Annotated in this window: 17 protein-coding genes and 4 tRNA genes; 12 read left to right on the top strand and 9 right to left on the bottom strand. The window is 69.9% G+C overall.

From position 1 onward, the window contains the following. Positions 1-466 (bottom strand): MFS transporter (locus ACFU8Q_RS22945; RefSeq protein WP_384456895.1); only part of this gene is annotated, 466 nt, incomplete at its 3' end. A gap of 161 nt (positions 467-627) precedes the next feature. On the opposite strand from ACFU8Q_RS22945, the gene ACFU8Q_RS22940 reads away from it, so the two are divergent. The 4 genes from ACFU8Q_RS22940 (at position 628) to purM (ending at position 5983) form a co-directional block, all read left to right on the top strand. Beyond that, a complete protein-coding gene (locus tag ACFU8Q_RS22940; RefSeq protein ID WP_384456893.1) occupies positions 628-1266 on the top strand; it encodes a TetR/AcrR family transcriptional regulator in 639 nt (212 codons plus the stop codon). Positions 1267-1656: 390 nt separating this feature from the next. Further along, positions 1657-2457, top strand: coding sequence for a sterol carrier family protein (locus ACFU8Q_RS22935; RefSeq protein ID WP_384456891.1), 801 nt, complete (start codon positions 1657-1659; stop codon positions 2455-2457). Positions 2458-3328: 871 nt separating this feature from the next. Further along, positions 3329-4855, top strand: a complete 1527-nt coding sequence (gene purF, locus ACFU8Q_RS22930; RefSeq protein ID WP_384456889.1) for an amidophosphoribosyltransferase — start codon at positions 3329-3331, stop codon at positions 4853-4855. A 60-nt stretch (positions 4856-4915) separates the two neighbouring features. Then, a complete protein-coding gene (gene purM / locus ACFU8Q_RS22925) occupies positions 4916-5983 on the top strand; it encodes a phosphoribosylformylglycinamidine cyclo-ligase (RefSeq protein WP_384456887.1) in 1068 nt (355 codons plus the stop codon). A gap of 255 nt (positions 5984-6238) precedes the next feature. Here purM and ACFU8Q_RS22920 read toward each other — a convergent pair whose 3' ends face one another. Continuing rightward, entirely contained in the window at positions 6239-6496 is a 258-nt protein-coding gene (locus ACFU8Q_RS22920) for a DUF3073 domain-containing protein (RefSeq protein ID WP_384456885.1), read from the bottom strand. 329 nt (positions 6497-6825) lie between these two features. Then, entirely contained in the window at positions 6826-7923 is a 1098-nt protein-coding gene (locus tag ACFU8Q_RS22915; RefSeq protein ID WP_384456884.1) for a Leu/Phe/Val dehydrogenase, read from the bottom strand. Positions 7924-8099: 176 nt separating this feature from the next. Here ACFU8Q_RS22915 and ACFU8Q_RS22910 point away from each other — a divergent pair, with 176 nt between their 5' ends. After that, complete coding sequence (locus tag ACFU8Q_RS22910; RefSeq protein WP_384456882.1) at positions 8100-8945, top strand: hypothetical protein; 846 nt, start codon at positions 8100-8102, stop codon at positions 8943-8945. Positions 8946-9468: 523 nt separating this feature from the next. Continuing rightward, the gene (gene bldC, locus ACFU8Q_RS22905) at positions 9469-9675 is read left to right on the top strand and encodes a developmental transcriptional regulator BldC (protein ID WP_003949541.1); all 207 of its coding nucleotides are present in this window, start codon (positions 9469-9471) and stop codon (positions 9673-9675) included. Between the two features lie 504 nt (positions 9676-10179). On the opposite strand, the gene ACFU8Q_RS22900 is transcribed toward bldC, so the two are convergent. From ACFU8Q_RS22900 to hrpA, 3 genes are all read right to left on the bottom strand, one after another. Further along, positions 10180-10482 carry a DUF6274 family protein gene (locus tag ACFU8Q_RS22900; RefSeq protein ID WP_384456880.1) on the bottom strand — a complete coding sequence of 101 codons (303 nt, stop codon included), beginning with the start codon at positions 10480-10482 and terminating at the stop codon, positions 10180-10182. Between the two features lie 147 nt (positions 10483-10629). Next, positions 10630-10704: transfer RNA gene (locus ACFU8Q_RS22895), tRNA-Asp, on the bottom strand. A 115-nt stretch (positions 10705-10819) separates the two neighbouring features. Continuing rightward, a complete protein-coding gene (gene hrpA, locus ACFU8Q_RS22890; protein ID WP_384456878.1) occupies positions 10820-14740 on the bottom strand; it encodes an ATP-dependent RNA helicase HrpA in 3921 nt (1306 codons plus the stop codon). Positions 14741-14896: 156 nt separating this feature from the next. On the opposite strand from hrpA, the gene ACFU8Q_RS22885 reads away from it, so the two are divergent. From ACFU8Q_RS22885 to ACFU8Q_RS22875, 3 genes are read left to right on the top strand one after another with little or no spacing between them, the layout of a single operon-like run. Continuing rightward, a complete protein-coding gene (locus ACFU8Q_RS22885) occupies positions 14897-15310 on the top strand; it encodes a hypothetical protein (protein ID WP_384456876.1) in 414 nt (137 codons plus the stop codon). A 59-nt stretch (positions 15311-15369) separates the two neighbouring features. Then, positions 15370-16200: a DsbA family protein gene (locus ACFU8Q_RS22880; protein WP_384456875.1), complete on the top strand. Its 831-nt coding sequence runs from the start codon at positions 15370-15372 to the stop codon at positions 16198-16200. Continuing rightward, positions 16197-17045 carry a cytochrome c biogenesis CcdA family protein gene (locus ACFU8Q_RS22875; protein ID WP_384456873.1) on the top strand — a complete coding sequence of 283 codons (849 nt, stop codon included), beginning with the start codon at positions 16197-16199 and terminating at the stop codon, positions 17043-17045. Before ACFU8Q_RS22880 ends, ACFU8Q_RS22875 begins: the two co-directional genes overlap by 4 nt. Positions 17046-17083: 38 nt before the next feature. Here the strand turns inward: ACFU8Q_RS22875 and ACFU8Q_RS22870 are convergent. The 3 genes from ACFU8Q_RS22870 to ACFU8Q_RS22860 form a co-directional block, all read right to left on the bottom strand. Continuing rightward, positions 17084-17160, bottom strand: a tRNA-Phe gene (locus tag ACFU8Q_RS22870). A 22-nt stretch (positions 17161-17182) separates the two neighbouring features. Then, a tRNA-Asp gene (locus tag ACFU8Q_RS22865) sits at positions 17183-17257 on the bottom strand. Between the two features lie 38 nt (positions 17258-17295). Next, positions 17296-17368, bottom strand: a tRNA-Glu gene (locus ACFU8Q_RS22860). 332 nt (positions 17369-17700) lie between these two features. Here ACFU8Q_RS22860 and ACFU8Q_RS22855 point away from each other — a divergent pair. The 3 genes from ACFU8Q_RS22855 to ACFU8Q_RS22845 form a co-directional block, all read left to right on the top strand. Then, the gene (locus ACFU8Q_RS22855; protein ID WP_266747485.1) at positions 17701-18051 is read left to right on the top strand and encodes a metallopeptidase family protein; all 351 of its coding nucleotides are present in this window, start codon (positions 17701-17703) and stop codon (positions 18049-18051) included. A gap of 156 nt (positions 18052-18207) precedes the next feature. Then, positions 18208-18798: a hypothetical protein gene (locus ACFU8Q_RS22850; protein WP_384456871.1), complete on the top strand. Its 591-nt coding sequence runs from the start codon at positions 18208-18210 to the stop codon at positions 18796-18798. Between the two features lie 239 nt (positions 18799-19037). Further along, positions 19038-21004: DEAD/DEAH box helicase (locus tag ACFU8Q_RS22845; protein WP_384456869.1), on the top strand; the 1967-nt coding region annotated here is incomplete at its 3' end.

Raw genomic sequence — 21004 nt, 5'->3', positions numbered from 1 at the left:
GGGCGGGGCCGTCCACATGGGGAGCCGCATGCGCGAGCAGCCCGCCGAGCCATGGCCCGAGCGCCATCCCGGCTCCTGCGATGATCCCGCCGATACTGCCGCCCTTGCCGCCGTCCTCGTCCGGGCCCTTGAGCTCGTACAGCGCGACCATGGTGACGCTCATCAGTCCGCCGCCGGTGCCCTGCGGTGCGCGGGCGGCGATCAACTCGCCCATGGACTGGACCAGTCCGTACAGTGCCGAACCGGGCAGGAAGGTGCCGACGGCCCCGATGAGGACCTTCTTGGTGCCGAGTACGTCGTGGAGCTTTCCGTCCAGCGGCAGCGCCGAGGTCGCCGCGAGCTGGTAGGCGGCGATCAGCCGGCGGATCTTGTCGCGCCGTGCACGGCGTCGAGAACGGCACCGTCGCCGACGAAACGATGTTCGTGCAGAGCACGGCCGGCAGGATCGTGGCGATGCAGAGCCCAAGGCCCATGACGCGCTGACGGTCGGTCATGGCTGTGGGCGTGACGGGTCTTCTCCTCTTGAGCGGTGTGGCGCTGCTGTGGTCGGGCACCGCCATGAGTCGAGGAAATTTATTGAGTCAAGAATTAATCTGAGCTCAACATTCATCCTGGTACAGTGATGCCATGATTGAGGGGATGAGTCTGCGCGAGCGCAAGAAGCTCCAGACGCGACGCCGTCTGCTGGCCGCGGCCACCGAGCTCTTCGCCGAGCGAGGCTTCGACAAGGTCTCGGTCGCCGAGATCGCCGAGGCGGCCGAAGTCTCGAAGATGACTGTCTTCAACTACTTCGCCAGCAAGGAGGACTTGGTCCTCGCTCCCATGGAGGAGCACGTCGGCGATGTCGCGCGGGTGGTACGGGACAGGGCCTCCGGCGAGTCCGCCCTGGCCGCCGTGCGCGCTCAGTTCCTGGCCGCCGTCGAGAGCCGCGACCCCTCGGTCGGAATGAGCGACGCGCCGGTGGTGCTCGGGGTGCGCCGGCTCATCCAGGAGACCCCGGCGCTGCTGACCCGGGCCCACGCTTTCTCCGTGCGCTCCTTCGACCTGCTCGCCGAAGCCCTGGTCGAGGAGGGGGAGGAGCCGTTCATCGCCCGGATCGCCGCCGCTCAGCTGATCGGTACCCGCAACGCCCTCATCCACGCGAACCAGCTGCGGCTGCTGGCGGGGGAGCCGGCGGACGCGATCGCGCCGGATGCCGTCGCACTCGCCGAGCGGGGCTTCGCCCTGCTCGCCACCGGGCTGGGCGACTTCGCGACCCGATCCTGAGGCAGCCGGGCGGGCCGGGCCCGGCGCCTGTCCGGCTCTGATCCGCCGGATGGCCCTTGATCCGCCGGACGGGCCGCAGCATTCCCGACGGGCTTTCTGGCTTCCGGACGGGCCTCGGGCTCCCCGACGGGCTTCGGGCCCCCGGACAGGCCGCCCCCCGGACAGGCCGCTCCCCCGGACAGGCCCCGGCCCCGATGGGCTTCGGCTCCCGGACAGGCCGCCCCCGGACAGGCCCCGGCCTCGACGGGCTTCGGGCCCCCGGACAGGCCGCTCCCACGGACAGGCCGCAGCCCCGATTGGCTTCGGGCTCCCGGACAGGCCGGCCCCACGGACAGGCCGCAGCATCCCGGACGGGCCTCGGGCTCCCGGACAGGCCGTAGGCTCCCGGGCATGCCGCCGTCCCAGAAACGCGCCCGCCGCTACGACCCGGTCAGGACCCGCAGCGCGGTCCTTGCGCAGTTCGCCCATGTGCGGGAAGCCGTCAGCGCCCTGACACCCGGACAGCTCGCGCTGCCGACCCGGCTCGGAGACTGGACGGTGCGCGAACTGGCCGTACATCTGACCATGGCGCTCTCGACCGTCACCCGGAACCTGGAGCTGCCGGAACCCGTCTCGCCGAAGCCGGATCTGACGCTTCTGGAGTGGCCGTTCTCGACCGCGAACCGGGCGGCGCGCATCGCGGACGACACCAAGGCGCTCGCCGTGGAACGCCCCGATCTGGACGCGCTGTACGGAGAGGTGGCCGGGCGGTTCGACGAACTGGTGCCCGGCGCCGGAGCCGAACGGCTGCTGCCGACGCGGGTGGGGGTGATGCGCCTGTCCGACTTCCTCGTCACCCGTACCGTCGAACTCGTCGTGCACACCGACGATCTGAACGAGGCGGCCGGCCTCGACATCCCGTACGACCGGCAGGCACTCGCCGCCTGCACCCGGCTTCTCGCCGACACCCTCGCGGAGAAGGCGCCGGGCGGCTCGGTCGAGGTGCGCGTCCCGCCGTTCGCCGTCGTCCAGTGCGTGCAGGGCCCCAAACACACCCGCGGTACGCCGCCCAATGTCGTCGAGACCGATCCGCTCACCTGGATCCGGCTCGCCACCGGGCGTACCGGGTGGGCGCAGGCGCTCGACGCCGCGAAGGTCGACGCCAGCGGAGAGCGGGCCGATCTCGCCGCCCTGCTGCCCCTCATGGGCTGAGGGGGAACCGGACCGACCGTCCGGACCGTCCCAGGGAGGCGACGTGCGCACCCGGGAAGCGACTCAGGAACCGGGCGGTACGGCAGCAGTCCGGCGTCGGTCCGCCCCCCAGGATGCCCGCAGCTCGACCGGAAGCTCCGACTCGGCGGCTGCCCGGTCGCCCTGTTCGCCCTGGTCGTGGGCGAGCCGGAACAGTCGTGGGCGAGCCGGAACAGTCGTGGGCGAGCCGGAAAAGCTGATCCCTCCCGCCCTGCCCCGGCAGTACCTCCGGTCACCCCGACGCAGCGCCCGCTCCCCGCGCACCCGCCGGGACAGGTCGCTCCTGCGGCTGCTCGCCCCGCAGTCACTCGGCCGCGCGCGGCGGCGAAGGCAGGCAGACCCGTCAGCCGTCGGACGCGGCTGTGGATGGGGTGCCCGGGCGACCGCCGCGGATCCGCTGCCCGGCCGGAAGGCCGGCGGGTGGTCACGCCGACGGGTCGATGGGGGATCGCCTTCCGAGCCCCGGCGCCGCATCGCGGGCCGCCCGGAGAAGCCGCATACCGGGCTTCCCGGTGTGAGGCTCACCACGAAACGGACGTTCGGCCGGACTCCGCGTCGGGGCGCCGATCGGTTCACCGAGCGCCACCACCGGGCCCCCGCGACCGCCGCGCCCCGAGTGGCCGGAACTCATCGGTATGCGGCCGCTGGTCCGGGCGCCGACCGCCCTGTGGCCGTGCCGCACCCCGTCCAGTACCTCGCCGCACCCCGGAAGTGATCACTCCGAGTGACTGTCCGGAACGGCCCCCGAACGATCTCTGGGAGCGCTTCCCCGGTGCTCGGACCCTGTATCCCGAATTCGGACCAGTGGTCGATCTCGCCTACACTCGGTGGCGTGCCCCGTGGTGATGGACGACTCAACCACGACCTGCTCCCCGGAGAGAAAGGCCCCCAGGACGCTTGCGGCGTCTTCGGTGTCTGGGCTCCGGGTGAAGAGGTCGCCAAGCTCACCTATTTCGGACTGTATGCCCTGCAGCACCGTGGACAGGAGTCCGCGGGCATCGCAGTGAGCAACGGGTCCCAGATCCTGGTCTTCAAGGACATGGGACTGGTCTCGCAGGTCTTCGACGAAACGTCTCTGGGATCTCTCCAGGGCCATATCGCGGTCGGTCATGCCCGCTACTCCACCACCGGTGCCTCGGTGTGGGAGAACGCGCAGCCGACGTTCCGTGCGACCGCGCACGGCTCGATCGCCCTGGGTCACAACGGCAACCTGGTCAATACGGCCCAGCTCGCCGAGATGGTCGCCGACCTTCCCCGCCAGGACGGCCGCGCCACCCAGGTCGCCGCGACGAACGACACCGATCTGGTGACCGCGCTGCTTGCCGGCCAGACCGATGACGACGGCAAGCCGCTCACCATCGAGGAAGCCGCCGCCAAGGTGCTTCCCGATGTGAAGGGCGCCTTCTCGCTGGTCTTCATGGACGAGCACACCCTGTACGCCGCCCGTGACCCGCAGGGCATCCGCCCGCTGGTCCTGGGCCGGTTGGAGCGTGGCTGGGTGGTGGCCTCCGAGTCCGCCGCCCTCGACATCTGCGGTGCGAGCTTCGTCCGCGAGATCGAGCCGGGTGAACTCGTCGCCATCGACGAGAACGGCCTGCGCACCTCGCGCTTCGCGGAAGCGAAGCCCAAGGGGTGTGTCTTCGAGTACGTCTATCTGGCCCGCCCCGACACCGACATCGCCGGGCGCAATGTCTACCTCTCCCGGGTGGAGATGGGCCGCAAGCTGGCTGCCGAGGCCCCCGTCGAGGCCGATCTGGTCATAGCGACACCGGAATCCGGCACCCCCGCCGCCATCGGTTACGCGGAGGCCAGCGGCATCCCGTTCGGCTCCGGACTGGTGAAGAACGCCTACGTCGGCCGGACCTTCATCCAGCCGTCCCAGACCATCCGCCAGCTGGGCATCCGCCTCAAGCTGAACCCGCTCAAGGAAGTCATCAAGGGCAAGCGCCTGGTGGTCGTCGACGACTCGATCGTCCGCGGCAACACCCAGCGCGCACTGGTCCGGATGCTCCGCGAGGCCGGGGCCGCCGAGATCCACATCCGGATCTCGTCGCCGCCGGTGAAGTGGCCCTGCTTCTTCGGCATCGACTTCGCGACCCGCGCCGAGCTGATCGCCAACGGCATGACGGTCGACGAGATCTGCACGTCGATGGGTGCCGACTCGCTCGCGTACATCTCGCTCGACGCGATGATCGAGGCGACGACGATCGCCAAGCCAAACCTCTGCCGCGCCTGCTTCGACGGTGAGTATCCGATGGAGCTGCCGGACCCGGAGCTGCTCGGCAAGCAGCTGCTGGAGACCGAGCTGGCGGCAGGCCCCGCGGCAACCGCGGCGACCGACGCACTGCGTCGTCCGTGACGGTCCAGCCGTACACCCCTGGCCACCAGCCCCGTATTTCCACACGAAAGATCCCAGGCAATGTCTGAGACAACAGGTGCTTCCTACGCGGCAGCGGGCGTCGACATCGAGGCCGGCGACCGTGCTGTCGAGCTGATGAAGGAGTGGGTGAAGAAGACGCGCCGCCCCGAGGTCCTCGGTGGCCTGGGCGGTTTCGCCGGACTCTTCGACGCGTCGGCACTCAAGCGTTACGAGCGTCCGCTGCTCGCCTCCGCCACCGACGGCGTCGGCACGAAGGTCGACCTCGCCAGGCAGATGGGCGTGTACGACACGATCGGCCACGACCTCGTCGGCATGGTCGTCGACGACCTGGTCGTCTGCGGGGCCGAGCCGCTCTTCATGACCGACTACATCTGCGTCGGCAAGGTGCACCCCGAGCGTGTCGCGGCCATCGTGAAGGGCATCGCCGAAGGCTGTGTCCTCGCGGGCTGCGCCCTGGTCGGCGGCGAGACCGCCGAGCACCCGGGCCTCCTCGGCCCGGACGACTTCGATGTCGCGGGCGCCGGTACGGGCGTGGTCGAGGCCGACCACCTGCTCGGCCCGGAACGTATCCGTACGGGTGACGCGGTGATCGCCATGGCGTCGTCCGGTCTTCACTCCAACGGGTACTCGCTCGTCCGACACGTGGTCTTCGACCGGGCCGGCTGGGCGTTGGACCGCGAGGTCGCGGAGTTCGGCCGGACGCTCGGCGAGGAGCTCCTGGAGCCCACCAAGATCTACTCGCTGGACTGCCTGGCCCTGACCCGTACGACCGAGGTGCACGGCTTCAGCCATGTCACCGGCGGCGGCCTGGCCAACAATCTGGCCCGGGTCATCCCGGACGGGCTGCACGCCCGGGTCGACCGTTCCACCTGGACGCCCGGCGCGGTCTTCGACCTGGTGGGCAAGGCCGGTCAGGTCGAGCAGCTGGAGCTGGAGAAGACGCTCAACATGGGTGTCGGCATGATCGCGATCGTTCCGGCCGAGTCCGTGGACGTGGCCTTGACGACGCTGGCCGACCGCGGGGTCGACTCCTGGGTCGCGGGCGAGATCACGGAGCGCGGTGCGCACACCTCGGGCGCGGAGCTGGTGGGCGGGTACGCGCGATAGGCACGGGGCCACCGGGGACGCCCGGTGGCCGTCCGTACTCTCTGTACCCGAGCGATGTACCCGAGCGATGTCCTGATGTCCTCAATCGCCGAACGGCCCGGGTCCTTTCGCTCGGCATGCGACGGGACCCCGCTCCGGCCCGTGGCCGGAGCGGGACGGACCTGCCGGATCGCACCAGTACGGAAGAATCGGATCGGGGTAGCACAGAACCCGGTCCGGGACAGGCCCGGACCGGGTTGATGTGTCAGCGCGAGGTCAAGCGCCGCGGCGCTTGGACGACGGACCGGACTTCTCGTCCTCGTCCTCGTCCTCGTCGTCGTTGTAAAGATCCGCGTACTGTGCGTACGGGTCATCTTCCTCGTCGTCGTCCTCGAACGGCTCTGCGTTCGGTGGCTGACTCGAAGGCGATGCGCCCAGCTCATTGGCCAGACGCGACAGGTCAGTCCCGCCGCTGCTGTACTTCAGCTGGCGGGCGACCTTGGTCTGCTTGGCCTTTGCCCGGCCGCGCCCCATGGCTCGACCCCCTCGGTGACGGGGCTCGACGGCCCCAGAGTCTTGACACGCGTTCATGTTTCAGGACGGACTCTCGGTAGAGAGACCGTGCCCGTAGGGCTTTAACGGTACCTGCTTCCGCGGCCATACGGTACGCCGCCCGCATCACGCACCCCGGAAGAGGACCGGCGAGAAGCCCCGTCCTCGCTGGTCAACTGCGATTTTAACCTCTTCTCGGCATGCGACCCGCCGACCGACGTGAGTCTTGTCTCGCCGGTCGGCGGGCGGCCGGGCCACCGACCGGCGAGGACGCCCGGTGAGGACGCCCGGTGAGGCCCCGCGACCGTCGGTTACAACGCGGTGCGGCGCGCCTCGGCCATGCGCTGCTCGGCGATCCGGTCGGCTGCGGCAGCCGGCGGAATGCCGTCTTCCTTCGCACGTGCGAATATGGCCAGCGTGGTGTCGAAGATCTTCGACGCCTTGGCCTTGCACCGGTCGAAGTCGAAGCCCTGCAGCTCGTCGGCGACCTGGATGACACCGCCCGCGTTCACCACGTAGTCGGGTGCGTACAGGATCGACCGGTCGGCGAGGTCCTTCTCGACGCCGGGGTGCGCGAGCTGGTTGTTGGCCGCGCCGCACACCACCTTGGCGGTGAGTACCGGCACGGAGTCGTCGTTCAGGGCGCCGCCGAGCGCGCACGGGGCGTAGATGTCGAGGCCCTCGGTACGGATCAGCGCGTCGGTGTCCGCGGCGACGGTGACCTCGGGGTGCAGTCCGGTGACGCGGCGCACGGACTCGTCCCGCACATCGGTGATCACGACCTCGGCACCGTCCGAGAGCAGATGCTCGACCAGGTGGTGACCGACCTTGCCGACTCCGGCGACCCCCACTTTTCGGCCACGCAGCGTCGGGTCGCCCCAGAGGTGCTGCGCGGAGGCCCGCATGCCCTGGAAGACACCGAACGCGGTGAGGACCGAGGAGTCGCCGGCGCCGCCGTTCTCGGGGGAGCGGCCGGTGGTCCAGCGGCACTCGCGGGCGACGACGTCCATGTCGGCGACATAGGTGCCGACGTCGCAGGCCGTGACATAGCGGCCGCCGAGCGAGGCCACGCACCGGCCGTAGGCCAGCAGTAGTTCCGTCCGCCGGGCGCCCTCGATCTGCGCCGAGTCGCCGATGATCACGGCCTTGCCGCCGCCGTGGTCGAGACCGGCCATGGCGTTCTTGTACGACATACCGCGCGACAGGTTCAGCGCGTCCGCGACGGCCTCCTCCTCGGAGGTGTACGGGTAGAAGCGGGTACCGCCGAGGGCCGGGCCCAGAGCGGTGGAGTGGATGGCGATGACGGCCTTGAGTCCGCTGGCACGGTCCTGGCAGAGCACGACTTGCTCGTGGCCCCCCTGATCCGAGTGGAACAGGGTGTGCAGGACGCCGTCGGTCACATCGGTCACTGTGGTGACTCCCAAGTACGAAGCGGCGGAGGACCCTCCTGAAGGTGGGGAGGGTCGCGGACCGGCCGGCACGGCCGGTCCGACTGGGCACGAGCGTAAGTCCTACGCGGACGTAGATCTGTTCCAGTGCCGAGGATCACCCCCCGGCGGAGTACGGGCATGACACGATTTGCTGCATGTCGGTGGTGTCTTCGGTGCTCGTCCCTTACGCGTCCTACCTCCGGGTGTACGAGCCGCTGGCCGCCTTCCCGGAGTCCGAACGCGCCCACTGGGCCCGCTATGCCGGACGCTCGCACATCCCCACGGCCCAGGACGAACTGCGCCGCTCGCTGGCCGACTTGGTGGCCACGCCGCCGGTCGGAGTGCCGGTGCACGAGAGCGGGGACGCGTTCGTCGCCGAGGTCGACGGTGTGGTGTGCGTCTGTCCGTGGCGGACCCGGCTGCGCGGCTGGCTGGCGCTGGACGAGCTGATGGAGATGTTCCCGGGGCCGGTGCTGGACGCGGTGCTGCCGCCGGTGGTGCGCGGGCAGGCGGTCGCGGACCACGAGCGGTGGGCGGAGCGTAATCCGGACGCCAGGCCCTGGATCCTCTCCTCCGTGTGGCAGGTCCCGGTGCGCTGGTTCGTGCTCTTCTCCGACGAGGAACGGGAGTACACGGCGGCGGGCGAGGACGGTGAGCCGCCCGTGCTGCGTTACCGGACGCCGATGGTCCAGGCCCGGCGCCGGCTGGCCAGGACGCTGAAGACGCTGCGCGAGACCGTGGACGACGGCCCGCTGACCGAGGGGCTCGTGGACGTGGGGCGCTGGCTGGAGGAGTTCCATCCGCGCGCACTGGTCGAACTGGACTACGGCGGTCTGGTGCACGCGCTGCCGGCGGAGCAGCTCGCCGGGGACCGGTCGGCCGCCGATGTGGCCGAGGGCATCGCGGCGCTGCGGGCCGGCGACGCCGAGGGGGCGAGCGAGGCGTACGGACGGCTGGCGGAGCGCTGGCGTGCGGTGAAAGACCGTCAATTCGCGAACTGACAGGGCTTCGTCCGCGCCTGAACCTGTGCCCCGTGTGACACGTGAGGCTGAAGGGGTGGGAGCCTACCTCGGTGGTCGTAGGACCTACGTCCTGAACCGGGCCTTTGTCTCAAGCGTGACGGATAGCACTAACGGGGCTCTTGCGCCCTTCCCTACTCCTCGTGCCAAAATAGGACAAGGAGTCCGGGGAGGGCTCCATCCGTCCAACTGGGGGCGGATCGCTCAGCATTGCACGCAATGGGGGGTCTGGTGACTCCTGATCGCTCTGTGACTGATCGTCACAGTGGTGTGACTGTCCGCTATGGCATGGTCCATCGGCTTCCGTCGCTGATGAACACCTGGGAGGGCAATTCCATCGGTTTGGCCGACGTGGCTGGACGGATGGTGTAGTTGTAGTGCCGAGGACAAGCCGTTCGTCCTATAACCGACTCGGCCCGCGTCTGCCATTTCGGGCAACGTGGGTCAAGGTGCAGAATTTAGAGGAAAGAACCGAGATGGTTCGGTTCTCCCGAGGAGGCCGCTCATGACCGCTCGCACCCCTGATGCCGAGCCGCTGCTGACCCCGGCTGAGGTTGCCACGATGTTCCGCGTGGACCCGAAGACGGTTACCCGCTGGGCCAAGGCAGGCAAGCTCACGTCCATCCGCACGCTCGGTGGACATCGCCGGTACCGCGAGGCAGAGGTCCGCGCACTGCTTGCGGGTATTCCGCAGCAGCGCAGCGAGGCCTGACACACCCCTGTCGCCGCGTCACAACTGGGCGTTCGGGTCCCCCAACCCGCACATGCCCACCCATAGCTCCAAATGACGGGCGCCCGCCCCAACGGGCGCCATACCTGTGCCATGGGTACGTCATTCGATCGCGCTGGACTCCGCCGGGTCCAGCGCGATCTTTTTTGTGCGCTCGCGGTCCCGGGATCCTCGTGGTCGCCTCCGGGCCCGCCGACGGTCCCGAGGGCCTCGCCGGCCGTGCCCTCCGGGGCGGTTCCGGGTGGCTCCCGCGTCGTTGGAAACCGGGCGTCCGGTTGGCTCCGGCGGGGAGCCGGCCGGGGTGCCGTGCGAGCTTGCGCGGGTCTGTGCGGGAGTGTTCCCGGCCGCCCCGGGGAAGACGGGTCGTGACGGTCCGGAAGGTCCCACGGCGCTTCCGCACTAGGGGTGCAATTGCACATATTAAATTCGCCAGTTGTAGGAAGGGCGTAAAGTCCTCCCTTCTCAAAACTCATTTGGTGACTCCCGTCACACTGTTACGAGTCGTGCCGAGGCGCGAGGCTGCCACCCTCGGGAAGCGGGTTGCCTCACCCTTGGTCGCCCCGTCGAGGGGCTTTCGTCCCGGATCCCTGAGGCCCCCTCCTGGCGCCGTACACGCCGGACCGGCGGCTTGGACGGGGGGCGGGCCCGGGAGGCCGCCACGGGCCCCATGGCGAGCCGCAGGAGCCGTTGGTGGACCGGACGCCGGCGAGCGAGGTGACGGAGGCCGGGAGCGGCGGCCGGACGGGCGCGCAGGAGCGCGCGGATCTCGTGCCCTGTGGACGCCGGCATGCGCCCCACCTCCCGGTGGGCCGCCGCCCCGCGCAGAGGAGCGCGGAGGAACAGGGGCAGCCCCGCTGTCTGAAGTACTCGCCGGCAGTTGCCGGAGTCAAGGCGCGCGAAAGCCCGGATCCAGAAGGATCCGGGCTTTCGTTACTGCGGTCCTGACGGGATTTGAACCCGCGGCCTCCACCTTGACAGGGTGGCGAGCACTCCAAACTGCTCCACAGGACCAGGTTTTCGCTGCTGCCTTGCGGCTGGCTGCGAAGACAGACTGTACAGCAGGTCAGAGGGTCCGGTCGACCTCACCGAAGGTGGTGACTCCGTTACGGACCCGGACGGTGTGCGCTCACGGCGCCGCCGCGTCGATCGCCTTCACGATCCGCTTGTCGGAGACGGGGTAGGCCGTCCCCAGGGCATGCGCGAAATAGCTGACCCGGAGCTCCTCGATCATCCAGCGGATGTCCAGGACCTCCTGCGGCACGGGCCTGCCCTGCGGCAGCTGTTCGAGCAGCCAGGCGTACTCGTCCTGCATTTCGTGGACCTTCTCCATGCGCGTGGTGTCGCGCTGGACGGCCGTCGGCATCTGCTGGAGCCGGCGGTCCGCGGCGACCAGATAGCGCATCAGGTCGGGCAGCCTGCGCAGCCCGGTCGCGGTGACGAAGCCCGGTGGCACGAGGGCCGTGAGCTGGTCCCGTACATCGGTGACGTTATTGACCAGGACCAGGCTGTTGGTGGCCTTCAGGCGCCGCTCGCAGGACTGCCAGGCGGCCAGCACCTGCTGGACCTGCTTGACCGTGTGCTCGGTCAGGGCGACCAGGTCGGCGCGCACCTTGTCGTACAGCTTCCGGAACGACTCCTCGTCCCAGGCCGGCCCGCCGTGCGCGCCGATCAGCCGGTCGGCGGCCGCCGTCGCGCAGTCCTCGAACAGCGCCTGGATGGAGCCGTGCGGATTGCGGGAAAGGGCCAGCTTCTGCTGGTTCGTCAGCTTGTCGGAGGCGAACTTCGCCGGGTTCACCGGAACGTTCAGCATGATCAGCTTCCGGGTGCCCAGCCACATCGCCTGCTGCTGCTCGGCCTCGGTGTCGAAGAGCCGTACGGCGACGGTCCCGCCCTGGTCCACCAGCGCCGGGTACGCCTTGACCGGCTGACCGGCCCGGCGGGTCTCGAAGACGCGGTTCAGCGTGCCGATCGTCCAGTCCGTGAGGCCCGAACGCTCGATGGACTCGCCCTTGGGCCCGGCGGTGGCCGCGGCGGCCTTGGAGAGCGCCTGACGGGCCTTGGGGCGCAGCTGGAGCTTCAGCGCTTCCAGGTCCTTGTCCTCGGCCACCTTGCGGCGCCGCTCGTCGACGATCCGGAACGTGATCTTCAGGTGGTCCGGGACGCGGGCCAGGTCGAAGTCGTCGGCCGAGACCGGGACGCCGACCATGCGCTGGAGCTCACGGGCGAGCGTGACCGGCAGCGGCTCCTGCAGTGGAACGGCCCGGTCGAGGAATTTGTCCGCGTAGTTCGGCGCGGGGACGTAGTGCCGGCGGATCGGCTTGGGCAGCGAGCGGATCAGCTCGGTGACCACGTCCTCGCGCAGGCCCGGGATCTGCCAGTCGAAGCCCTCGGCGGTGACCTGGTTGAGCACCTGGAGCGGGACGTGGACGGTCACACCGTCGGCGTCCGCGCCGGGCTCGAACTGGTACGTGACACGGAACTTGAGCTTCCCCTGCCGCCAGGAGTCCGGGTAGTCGTCCTTGGTGACGGCCCCGGCCTTCTCGTTGATGAGCATCGAGCGCTCGAAGTCCAGCGCGTCCGGCTCGTCGTGGCGCTTGTGCTTCCACCAGGAATCGAAGTGCGCCCCGGAGACCACGTGCTCGGGGATGCGCTGGTCGTAGAAGTCGAAGAGCGTCTCGTCGTCCACGAGGATGTCGCGGCGCCGGGCGCGGTGCTCCAGTTCCTCGACCTCGCCGAGGAGTTTGCGGTTGTCGTGGAAGAACTGGTGGTGCGTCCGCCAGTCGCCCTCGACGAGAGCGTTGCGGATGAACAGATCGCGGGACGTCTCGGCGTCGATACGGCCGAAATTGATCTTGCGCTGGGCGACGATCGGCACCCCGTACAGCGTCACCCGCTCGTACGCCATCACCGCCGCCTGGTCCTTCTCCCAGTGCGGCTCGCTGTAGGTGCGCTTCAGCAGATGCTGGGCCAGCGGCTCGATCCACTCCGGCTCGACCCTGGCGTTGACCCGCGCCCACAGCCGGGACGTCTCGACCAGCTCGGCCGACATCACGAACCGCGGCTGCTTCTTGAAGAGCGCCGATCCGGGGAAGATCGCGAACTTGGCGCTGCGGGCACCGAGGTACTCGTTCTTCTCGGTGTCCTTCAGCCCGATGTGCGAGAGCAGCCCGGCCAGCAGCGAGGTGTGCACCGACTGCTCCGGCGCGTCCTCCTCGTTGAGGTGGATGCCCATCTGCTTGGCGACGGTACGCAGCTGTGCGTAGATGTCCTGCCATTCGCGGATGCGCAGGAAGTTCAGATACTCCTGTTTGCACATCCGGCGGAAGCTGGACGAGCCGCGCTCCTTCTGCTGCTCGCGGATGTACCGCCACAGATTCAGGAACGCCAGGAAGTCGGAGGTCTCGTCCTTGAAGCGGGCGTGCTGCTGATCGGCCTGCGTCTGCTTCTCCGAGGGCCGCTCGCGCGGGTCCTGGATGGAGAGCGCCGCCGCGATCACCATGACCTCACGGGCACAGCCGTTGCGCTCGGCCTCGATGACCATGCGGGCCAGACGCGGGTCTACGGGCAGCTGCGAGAGCTTCCGGCCGAGCTGGGTGAGCCGCTTCTTCGGATCCTTCTCCTCCGGATCCAGCGCGCCGAGCTCCTGGAGGAGCTGGATGCCGTCGCGGATGTTGCGGTGGTCCGGTGGATCGATGAAGGGGAACTTCTCGATTTCGCCGAGGCCGGCCGCGGTCATCTGGAGGATGACGGAGGCGAGGTTCGTACGAAGGATCTCGGGATCGGTGAACTCCGGACGGGTCAGGAAGTCGTCCTCGGAGTACAGCCGGATGCAGATGCCGTCCGACGTACGGCCGCAGCGGCCCTTGCGCTGGTTGGCGCTGGCCTGCGAGATCCGCTCGATCGGCAGCCGCTGGACCTTGGTGCGGTGGCTGTAGCGGGAGATCCGGGCATTGCCCGGGTCGATCACGTACTTGATGCCGGGAACGGTCAGCGATGTCTCGGCGACGTTGGTCGCCAGCACGATCCGGCGCCCGGTGTGGCGTTGGAAGACCCGGTGCTGCTCGGCGTGCGAGAGCCGGGCGTAGAGGGGGAGCACCTCGGTGTGGCGGAGGTTCTTCTTGTTCAGCGCGTCCGCGGTGTCGCGGATCTCGCGCTCGCCGGAGAGGAAGACCAGGACATCGCCCGGACCCGCCGACTGCAGCTCGTCGACGGCGTCGCAGATCGCGGTGATCTGGTCGCGGTCGGAGTCGTCGCCCTCCTCTTCGAGCAGGGGGCGATAACGGACCTCCACGGGGTACGTACGTCCGCTGACCTCGACGATCGGCGCCTCGCCGAAGTGGCGCGCGAACCGCTCGGGGTCGATCGTCGCCGACGTGATGACGACCTTCAGATCGGGGCGCTCGGGCAGCAGCCTGGCCAGATAGCCGAGCAGGAAGTCGATGTTCAGCGACCGCTCGTGGGCCTCGTCGATGATGATCGTGTCGTACGCGCGAAGCTCGCGGTCCGTCTGGATCTCGGCGAGCAGGATGCCGTCCGTCATCAGTTTGACGAACGTCGCGTCGGGGTTCACCTGGTCGGTGAAGCGGACCTTCCAGCCGACCGCCTCGCCCAGCGGGGTCTTCAGCTCGTCGGCGATGCGCTCGGCGACCGTGCGGGCCGCGATCCGGCGCGGCTGGGTGTGCCCGATCATGCCCCGGACCCCACGCCCCAGCTCCATACAGATCTTCGGGATCTGCGTGGTCTTGCCCGAGCCGGTCTCCCCGGCGACGATCACGACCTGGTGGTCGCGTATCGCCTCCAGGATCTCGTCCTTCTTCTGACTGACCGGGAGCTGTTCCGGGTAGGACACGACGGGCACCCGCTCGGCGCGCAGCGCGATCCGCCCGGCTGCCTTTGCGGCCTCGGTGGCGATCTCGTCCAGCACGGACTGGCGGGCCTCGGGCTTACGGATGCGGCGCGCCCCTTCGAGACGGCGGCCGAGCCGGTGCGCATCGCGGAGCGAGAGCTGCCCGAGCTGTGACTGGAGATCAGCGAAGGAAGTAGACATACGGGTCCCAGGATCGCACCCGGGCCCGATGAACGGCGAACGCATTTTGTGCGTTCCTGGTCACCGGACCGGCACTGCGCGGAGGCGCGGGATCACAGCACGTACCATTTCGGGCAGCTGATCAACCGTTGCCTCTGTCCGGAAAGGCCGGTCGCCGTGTCCGTGTCCCGTACGCAGTGGTGCTGCCTGGTGGCGGTGCTCGCGGTCGTACTGGGGCTGTTCTGCGGACCGGCCACGGCCGTCGTGGGTGTCGAGGGCGGCGGCGGAAGGCCGGTGGCTTCGGACGGCCCCGTCAAGGGCGACGTTTCGGACGGTCCCGGGGCGGCCGTCGCATCGGCCACGGACAGGCACGGGACTCCGGGCTGCGGCAAGAGCCGGAAGCACGAGGACGGCGAGCCGGCTCTGCCGGGCCGGGCCCGTGCGGCGCACGACCAGGCGCCCGGCCTCGCAGCGTGGGGTCTGCCCGCCGCCACCGGACAGGGACCGGCCCACCCACCGGTACGGATAGGGCCGCGCGGCCCCGTGTCCGCCGCGCCAACGCCGGTCGAGCTCTCCGTACTGAGGGTGTAGACGGCCCCTCCCGCCCGGCCGTTCCTCATCCCTCCCGTATCGCCAGCACGGAGTCCCGCATGCCCAAGCCCACGCCCGCATCCTCGTCCTCCCGTACGGCGGCGTCACGTACGGCGTCGTCCAAGAAGCCGCTGATCTACGGCGCCGGAGTCGTCCTCGCCGCTTCGCTGCTCGGCCTCGTGTCCTACTGGGCCACCGCCCCCGACCACTCCGGTTCGTCCTCCCCCTCCTCCTCGTCGGTCGCCGATGCCACCACCGACCCGGACGCCGGCGTCTATCCGGAGCTGGCCGGGCTCGCCCGGCGTGACGCCGGTGACAAGCTCGCGCAGGGTCGGGTGGACGCACCCGTCGTCCTCATCGAGTACGCCGACTTCAAGTGCGGCTACTGCGGCAAGTTCGCCCGCGACACCGAACCCGCCCTGGTGAAGAAGTACGTCCGCAACGGCACCCTGCGCATCGAGTGGCGCAACTTCCCGATCTTCGGCGCCGAGTCCGAGGCCGCAGCCCGGGCCGCCTGGGCCGCCGGACAGCAGGGCCGCTTCTGGCAGTTCCACCGTGCCGCGTACGCCGAGGGGGTCAAGGAGAAGGGATTCGGCAAGGACCGGCTGAAGGCGCTGGCCCAGCAGGCGGGCGTGCCGGACCTCGACCGGTTCGCGCGCGACGCGGACAGCTCCGCCGCCTCCGCCGCGGTGGGCAAGGACCAGGAGCAGGGATACGGGATCGGGGCGACCTCCACCCCGTCGTTCCTGATCAACGGCCGCCCGATCGCCGGAGCCCAGCCGATGGAGACCTTCACCCGGGCCATCGAGGCGGCCGCCGAGAAAGCCCGCGACACCGAAAACGCCAAGAGCGGTGGCCAGACCCGCGGCACCGAGGACGGCGCGAAATGACGGCTGACATCGGCTACTTCGCGGCCTTCCTCGGCGGACTGCTCGCTCTGGTCAGCCCGTGCAGCGCCCTGCTGCTGCCCGCCTTCTTCGCGTACTCCATCGACTCCACCTCACGGCTCCTGGCGCGCACCGGCATCTTCTACGCCGGCCTGGCCACCACGCTGGTCCCGCTCGGCGCCGCGGGCTCGTACGCCGGACGGCTCTTCTACAGCCACCGAGACGCGCTCGTCCTCGGCGCCGGGTGGCTGATCATCGTGCTCGGCATCGCGCAGATCGTGGGTCTGGGCTTCGCCTCGCGCCGGATCGCCGCGCTCAGCGGCCGGATCCGCCCGACCACCGCCGTGTCCGTCTACGCGCTGGGGGCCGTATACGGACTGGCCGGTTTCTGCGCGGGACCGATCCTCGGCAGTGTCCTCACCGTGGCGGCGGTCAGCGGCAGCCCGGTCTACGGCGGACTGCTGCTCGCCGTCTATGCCCTGGGCATGGCCGTCCCGCTCTTTCTGCTCGCCCTGCTCTGGGAACGCTTCGACCTGGGCCGCCGGGCCTGGCTGCGCGGCCGCACCTTCCGGCTCGGCCGTTTCGAGCTGCACACCACGACGCTGCTGTCGGGGCTCTTCTTCGTCGGGCTCGGCGCGTTGTTCCTCGCGTACGACGGGACGACCGCGCTGCCCGGGCTGCTGAACGTGGACGACTCGTTCGCCGTCGAACAGTGGGCCCAGCGCATCGGCGAGCACGTGCCGGACGCCATGGCGCTGGTGGCCGTGGTCGCGGTGGTGCTGCTGGTGCTGGCGGTACGGGCGTGGCGCGGCCGGGGCGTGAACTCGGCGGACCGGGAAGAGGCCTGACACGGAGAAGGCCCCGTCCACCGGACGGGGCCTTCGGGTGGTGGCTGGGGCCGGGATCGAACCGGCGACCTATCGCTTTTCAGGCGATCGCTCGTACCAACTGAGCTACCCAGCCACGCAGCTCATAAGGGCTGCAGCGGTCCTGACGGGATTTGAACCCGCGGCCTCCACCTTGACAGGGTGGCGAGCACTCCAAACTGCTCCACAGGACCAAGCTGTTGTGCGACTAAGTGTCGCACAAGATTGTGCGTGCCCCCAACGGGATTCGAACCCGTGCTACCGCCTTGAAAGGGCGGCGTCCTGGGCCACTAGACGATGAGGGCAGAACTGCTTGTGTTGCTGCTTCTGTGTCTGTCGCCCCGGAGGGAGGACGTCAGAAGCGTATGACTCCGCTTCCCCTCAAGAGGTTCCACTTTTCCTTCAACCTCTGGGGTCTCAGAACGGTCAGGCCCTGACCGGCGCCCTTGGGCACGTCGGAGACTGTACTACGGCGTTTCGACGTCAGCCAAACCGAATAGGCGAAGGGGCGCGCCGCTCGGGTTCTGCTCCTGCGGACGGCGGCTGACCTGGGCCGCCGCCCGTGTCGGGCCGGGGCGGCACACGGTGTGCGGTGCGGTCCGCGGCTCGCCGATCGGGCGTACGGGACAATGGCGGGGTGCTGGAGATGACGCGCGAAGAGTTCGAAGAACTGGTCGCCGAGGCGCTGGACCGGATCCCGCCGGAGCTGACGCGGCTGATGGACAACGTCGCGGTGTTCGTCGAGGACGAACCGGACCCGGGTGATCCGCAGCTGCTCGGGCTGTACGAGGGCACGCCGCTGACCGATCGCGGCGAGTGGTACGCGGGGGTGCTGCCGGACCGGATCACCATCTACCGCGGGCCGACGCTGCGGATGTGCGAGTCGCGCGAGGACGTCGTGGCCGAGACCGAGATCACGGTCGTTCACGAGATCGCCCACCACTTCGGCATCGATGACGAGAGGCTGCACGCGCTCGGCTACGGCTGAGCGCGCGGGGGCCGAGGGCGCCGTGCGGGAGGTGTGCGGGAGGTGTGCGGGCCCGGGGGCGGGGCGTGTCCCCGGCGGGGCTAAGGGAGTTGGGCACAGCGTCCCCACTTCTTCCCGTACCGCCCGCCCCCTCTTCGTCCCCCGGAGGTGCCTCCCGTGCGCCAGTTCTCCGCCCCCGTCAGGTGGGCGTCCGTCATCGCAGTGACGGTCGCCGTGTCCACAGGCTGCATGAGCGTCGGCGACGGCGGAGGGAAACCGTCGCCGTCGCCGTCGTCCGAGTCGAAGGGTGGCGGGGCCGAGCCGGACGGCGGCACCGTGGCGGGCACGGGCAGCGCCCGCACCGGTGGTGGCCGTGCCGAGGCACACTCCGAGCGGGAGGCGGCCGAGTCCCCGGAGCCGGACGGCTCCGCCGAGCCGTCGGGCGAGCCCGGCGGCGTACGCCCCGGCGCGGAGCCCGGTGAGCCGGGGGGTTCGGGGGCGGCGCCGGGTGGTGGGCTGCCCGCGCCCTCGGCCTCGCAGCCGGGGCACGGCGTGCCGCAGCGGCCCGAATCCCCGCCGCCGTCCCGGCCCGCCACCCCCGAGCCGTCCGCTTCCCCGGAGCCGGACCCGGACCCGGAGCCCTCGGAACCGTCGCCGCAGCCTTCCGCTTCGTCGGCGGCTCAGCTCCGTAACGACGCGATGAGTGCGCCGGCGGAGCCGTCGCCGCTGCGGACGCCGGACGTATCGCCGCAGGTGGAGCCGGTGTAGTGGGGTGCCGGAGGAGGGCGGTTTGCGCGATGTGGGGGGGAGTGCGTATGGTGGTAGATCGTTTGATCCCATTGCCCGGCGCCGAAACAGAAGCGCGCCGTGTGGCGCGTACTCTCCCTTGCCGTGGCTGGACCGCATTGAGGCGGTCGAAATTGCGAATCACGGAGTTACGGGCGCGTGCCGAGACTCCGGAAGGTTTCGCATTTCGCATGTCAATTTCCAGTTCTGACCACACCGTCATGCCCGAGAACGTCGACAACGTCGACAACGTCAAGAACGACGAGCTCATCGAGGCCGCAGAGGCCGTCGTCGCCGAGGCCGTTGCCTCGGTCGAGGCCGACGCACCCCGGGCCGAGCAGGCCGGTACCGACTCCGCCGTCGACGCGGCTGACGACGCCGACGCCGAGCCGACCGTCACCTTCGGGGACCTGGGCCTGCCCGAGGGCATCGTCCGCAAGCTCGCGCAGAACGGTGTGACCGCGCCCTTCCCGATCCAGGCCGCGACCATCCCGGACGCCCTGGCCGGCAAGGACATCCTGGGCCGCGGCCGTACCGGCTCCGGCAAGACCCTCTCCTTCGGCCTGCCGACCCTGGCCACGCTGGCCGGCGGCCACACCGAGAAGAAGAAGCCCCGCGCGGTCATCCTCACCCCGACCCGTGAGCTCGCGATGCAGGTCGCGGACGCGCTGCAGCCGTACGGCGATGTGCTCGGCCTGAAGATGAAGGTCGTCTGCGGCGGTACGTCGATGGGCAACCAGATCTACGCGCTGGAGCGCGGTGTCGACATCCTCGTCGCCACGCCGGGCCGGCTGCGCGACATCATCAACCGGGGCGCCTGCTCCCTGGAGAACATCCAGGTCGCCGTCCTCGACGAGGCCGACCAGATGTCCGACCTGGGCTTCCTGCCCGAGGTCACCGAGCTGCTCGACCAGGTTCCGGTCGGCGGTCAGCGCATGCTCTTCTCCGCCACGATGGAGAACGAGATCGGCACGCTGGTCAAGCGCTACCTGAACAACCCGGTGAGCCACGAGGTCGACAGCGCCCAGGGCAACGTCACGACCATGTCGCACCACGTCCTCGTCGTGAAGCCGAAGGACAAGGCGCCCGTCACCTCCGCCATCGCCGCCCGCAAGGGCCGCACGATCATCTTCGTCCGTACCCAGCTGGGAGCGGACCGCATCGCCGAGCAGCTCATCGAGTCGGGTGTGAAGGCGGACGCGCTGCACGGCGGCATGACGCAGGGCGCCCGTACCCGCGTTCTTGAGGACTTCAAGAAGGGTTACGTCAACGCGCTCGTCGCGACCGACGTCGCCGCCCGCGGTATCCACGTCGACGGCATCGACCTGGTCCTGAACGTGGACCCGGCCGGTGACCACAAGGACTACCTGCACCGCTCGGGCCGTACCGCCCGGGCCGGCAAGTCCGGTGTCGTCGTCTCGCTGGCGCTGCCGCACCAGCGCCGCCAGATCTTCCGCCTGATGGAGGACGCGGGCGTCGACGCCTCCCGTCACATCGTGCAGGGCGCGGGCGTCTTCGAGCCGGAGGTCGCCGAGATCACCGGTGCCCGTTCGCTGACCGAGGTCCAGGCCGACTCCGCGAGCAACGCCGCGAAGCAGGCCGAGCGCGAGGTCGCCGACCTGACCAAGCAGCTGGAGCGCGTCCAGCGCCGCGCCGGTGAGCTGCGCGAGGAGGCCGACCGCCTCGTCGCCCGGGCCGCGCGCGAGCGGGGCGACGATCCGGAGACGGCGGTGGCCGAGGCCGCCGCCGAGGCGGAGGCCGCGATCGAGGCCGCCGTCTCCGTACCGGAGCAGCCCTCCGCCCGTGACGACCGCCGTGACGACCGCGGCAACTTCGACCGCCGGGACAGCCGTGGCGGTGACCGCGGCGGCTACCGCGGTGGCAACGACCGCGGTGGCGACCGTGGTTTCCAGCGTCGTGACGACCGTTCGTCGGGTGGCTTCCGCCGTGACAACGACCGTCCGTCGTTCAACCGCGACCGTCGTGACGACCGTCCGTCGGGCGGCTTCCGCTCCGGTGGCAGCGACCGTCGGGACGACCGTGGTGGCCGTTCCTTCGAGCGCCGTGACAACGACCGTCCGTCGTTCAACCGTGACCGTCGTGACGACCGTCCGTCGGGCGGCTTCCGCTCCGGCGGCAGCGACCGTCGGGACGACCGTGGTGGCCGTTCCTTCGAGCGCCGTGACAA

The organism is Streptomyces sp. NPDC057543, assembly GCF_042801895.1.
GTDB lineage: Bacteria > Actinomycetota > Actinomycetes > Streptomycetales > Streptomycetaceae > Streptomyces.
This window is presented reverse-complemented; position numbering and strand designations above follow the sequence as displayed.